The 3,877-nt window shown below is 70.4% G+C and carries 2 protein-coding genes and 1 pseudogene; 1 reads left to right on the forward strand and 2 read right to left on the reverse strand.

Features of this window, described 5'->3' with window-relative positions:
• Positions 1-84: 84 nt before the first annotated feature.
• Positions 85-1,191 (reverse strand): PQQ-dependent sugar dehydrogenase, encoded by a 1,107-nt coding sequence (locus ACWDU1_RS30415; RefSeq protein ID WP_450003745.1) that lies wholly within the window; start codon positions 1,189-1,191, stop codon positions 85-87.
• Between the two features lie 381 nt (positions 1,192-1,572).
• Here ACWDU1_RS30415 and ACWDU1_RS30420 point away from each other — a divergent pair, with 381 nt between their 5' ends.
• Positions 1,573-2,259 (forward strand): DoxX family protein, encoded by a 687-nt coding sequence (locus ACWDU1_RS30420; protein WP_450003747.1) that lies wholly within the window; start codon positions 1,573-1,575, stop codon positions 2,257-2,259.
• Positions 2,260-2,586: 327 nt separating this feature from the next.
• Here ACWDU1_RS30420 and ACWDU1_RS30425 read toward each other — a convergent pair.
• A pseudogene (locus ACWDU1_RS30425) lies at positions 2,587-3,810 on the reverse strand (dihydroxy-acid dehydratase domain-containing protein); the annotation flags it as partial.
• Positions 3,811-3,877: the final 67 nt, after the last annotated feature.

Raw genomic sequence — 3,877 nt, forward strand, 5'->3', positions numbered from 1 at the left:
GAAGCGGCGCAGCCGCGAGTCTCGAGCGCTGACAGCAGACGCTTGAGGGGCCGAACCCCCGCGCGCCGGAGGCGCGCCAATATTTCAGTCCGGCAGGCCGCCACCGGCCGACGGTGGCGGAATCCGTACCACGCGATCGTCGTTGGGGGTCGGCTGCCCGCCCTCGGATTTGTTGGCGGTGGAGACCCAGATGGTGCCGTCCATGGCCGGGGCGGCGCCCAGCAGCCGTCCGTATTTGTTGGCGACGAAAACGCCCGGGGGCGCGGTCACCGCGAAGGTGGCCGGGTCGGGGGTCGCCATCGCCAGCGCTTTCGCATCCGTGAGCGCGATGGCGACACCTTCCGGCGTGACCGCGCAGCCGGCCACTCCCGGGCGGTCCGGCCAGGTCCAGGCCGTGGTGACGGCGCCGTCGGGAGCGATCCGCTGCAGCCGGTCCAGGGCGGGGGTGCGGTCGGTGATCCAGATCTGGTCGCCGCCCAGGCAGATGTCACCGGCCGAGCCGATTCCCGAGACGGCGACCTCGGTGGGCGCGTTGCCGTTGGTCGTCGGATTGTTCACCCGCAGCAGTTTGCCCGCCATACTGCCCGGGTCGGCGGCACCCGCGGGATCGCCGGCGTCGCCGGTGAGCACCAGCATCTGGTCGGGTGTGGACCATTCGATGGCGCCGCGATTACCGGTGGCGCCCTTGGGGATCCCGGTGAGCACCGGTTTCGGCGGGCCGTCGTCGGCGATCCGGACCACGCGGTTGTCGCTGCCGGTGGTGACGTAGGCGTACAGCAGCCCGTCTTCGGGATAGGTGGGGGAGACCGCGATATCGCTGAGACCGCCGTCTCCGGCCGGATCGACATCGACGCGCGCCACCTCGATCGGCGGCTGTTCCGGCGTGACCTGCAGAATCCGCCCGGTGCGCCGTTCCGCGACCAGCGCGTATCCGCCCATCTCGACCAGTCCGCCGGTGGTGTCCAGGCAGCTCACCACCACCGCCGGGTCCGGATCGATACACGGACCGCTGGGGCGGGTGGTGGAACTTTCGTTCGGCTGTGGTTTCTTCGGCTCCAGCTGGGCACCGTCCAGTGTCGGCTCCGGAGTGAACGGACTGGACGCCGAATCGTCGAATCGGGCGCAGCCGCCGAGTAACAACGCCCCGAGTACCAGCCCCACCGTCACGCGCCGCGCGCCAACCGACCTCATAGCCTCCCAACGTAGTGGAAATCCGCCCGGCCGCGTCCCGACGCCCCTGTCCCGGCCGGGGAAGGGGCGCGACCGGCCGGTTTCCTGCCGGACCCGGCGCGCGTCGCCGGGAACCGGCCGGGACCGATGTGACAGGACCGGGCTCCGGGTATGGCGCGGACACGCCGCCGTTTCAGCGGGGTGGACGGCACCCGATCGGCTTAGGGTTGAGGAGTGAGTGCCAAGGCGAGAAACGGGTCCGCGTCCCCCGGGGCCGCGGGGCCCGGGAATCTGTCTACCGGGGAACAGCGCGCGGTGTCGACCACCGCGGGCGGGGTCGGGAGTCCCTATGACTCTCCGACCGGTCAGTTCCCGAAAGTGGCCATGACCAAGGAGTTGCCCGTGAACGCCTCGACCGCCGCCGGAGATACGCCGGGCGATGTGCCCGGTACCGGAAGTCCCGGTAGTCACGACAGCACCTACACCTACGCGAGCATCCCGCCCGCCGGCGGTCAGCCCACCGGTGAACTGCGCCGCCGCAACGGCGACGCCCGGCGGGGCACCCTCGATTTCGGCCTGTTCATCCTCCGGCTGGTCGTCGGCGCCACCTTCCTCTACCACGGCCTGCAGAAGCTGACGGGCTGGTTCCACGGCCCCGGCCTGGACGGCACCAAGACCATGATGGAGAGCGGCGGCTGGAAACATCCGTCGCTGGCGACGGCGCTGGTGACCGCGGGCGAGGTCGGCGGCGGTGTCCTGCTGATCCTCGGCCTGGCCACCCCGCTGGCCGCCGGTGCGGTGCTGGCCGTGATCCTGAACGCCTGGATGTGGAAGCAGGGTATGTATCCGGGATTCCAGTACAAGGAGGGCCCGGGCGCGGTCGAGATGGACAGTATTCTCGTCGGCGCCGCGACCGCGCTCATCTTCACCGGCCCCGGCCGCTGGTCGCTGGACCGCGGACGCGCCTGGGCGACCCGCCCCGGCGCCGGATCCTGGGTGGTCTTCGTACTGGCGGTCGCCGCCGCGATCCTCACCTATTGGTACCTCCAGGACGGCAACCCCTTGACCGGTATCGGCCCCTTCGATTAATTGGCGTCGCCTTCGGCGCCGCGGGTTTCGGCCCCCTGAGTCCCCGCGTTCCGCCCTCGGGACTCGCGCCTGCGGCGCCTCGCTTCGAGGGCGGAACGCAGGGACGGGCCGAAACCTTTCCGGGCCTCGCTGAACTCGGCACCAACGGGCTGGGCGCGTGGGGTCCGGAGTGGGGAGCGCACTGGGGCGGTGCTGAGGGGAGTGTCGGTGCGGCGAGATCGGACTGCTGTTCGCGGCAGCGTACGCCGGTTCGTATGACTACGGCGTCCCACTCGGTTCGAGTGGGACGCCGTCGGTCTTCCGCAGCCGTGTGACGGCTCGGTGTGGTCAGGGGACGTGCCGGACGGCGCCCTTATCCGCCGACGTGGCCATGGCCGCGTAGGCGCGCAGGGCGGTGGTGACCGTCCGTTCCCGGTTCACCGGCTGCCACGGCCGTTCCCGGGCTTCCATCTTGGCGCGCCGTTCGGCCAGCACCGCGTCGTCGACCAGCACCTCGAGGGTGCGGGTGGCGACATCGATACGGACCTGGTCGCCGTTCTCCACCAGGCCGATCACGCCGCCGCTGGCCGCCTCGGGGGAGATATGGCCGATGGACAGCCCGGAGGTGCCGCCGGAGAACCGGCCGTCGGTGATGAGGGCGCACTGCTTACCCAAGCCGGCCCCCTTCAGGAACGCGGTCGGATGCAGCATCTCCTGCATACCCGGGCCACCTGCGGGGCCCTCGTAGCGCACCACCAGCACATCACCGGGATCGATCTGTTTGCCCAGGATCACCGAGACCGCTTCCTCCTGGGATTCCACGACCACGGCCGGGCCCTGGAAGGAGAACAGTTCTTCGTCGATACCGGCGGTTTTGAGCACCGCGCCGTCGAGGGCGAGGTTGCCGCGCAGCACCACCAGCCCGCCTTCGACGGTGTAGGCGTGTTCCAGATCGCGGATGCAGCCGCCGGCGGCGTCGGTGTCCAGGGAGGACCACCGGTTGTCGGTGGAGAACGGTTCGGTGGTGCGCACCCCGCCGGGCGCGGCGTGGAAGAGTTCGAGCGCTTCCTCCGACGCCTTACCGGAGCGGATGTCCCAGGTGTCGAGCCACTCGTCGAAGTTCTGCGTGTGGACCGTGCTCACCTCGGTTTCCAGCAGATTCGCCCGCCGCAGTTCGCCGAGGATGGCCGGGATGCCACCGGCCCGGTGCACGTCCTCCATGTGATAGTCGGAGTTCGGCGACACCTTCGACAGGGTCGGGACCTTGCGGCTGATCTCCTCGATGGTGTGGAGGTCGAAATCGACCTCACCCTCCTGTGCCGCGGCCAGGGTGTGCAGCACGGTGTTGGTGGAGCCACCCATCGCCACGTCGAGGGCCATCGCGTTGCGGAACGCCTTCTCGTTCGCGACATTGCGCGGCAGGACCGAGGCATCGTCGTCGCGGTACCAGCGGGTCGCGATATCGACGATCACCCGGCCGGCCCGTTCGAACAGGGCCCGGCGGGCGGCGTGCGTGGCCAGGGTGGAGCCGTTGCCGGGCAGCGCCAGGCCGAGGGCCTCGGTGAGACAGTTCCTCGTCGGCCAGCGATTTCAGGCCCAGCGGCCCGCCGAGCGCGGGGGAGACCGTGGTGGGGTCGGT

Source organism: Nocardia sp. NPDC003345 (assembly GCF_053589395.1).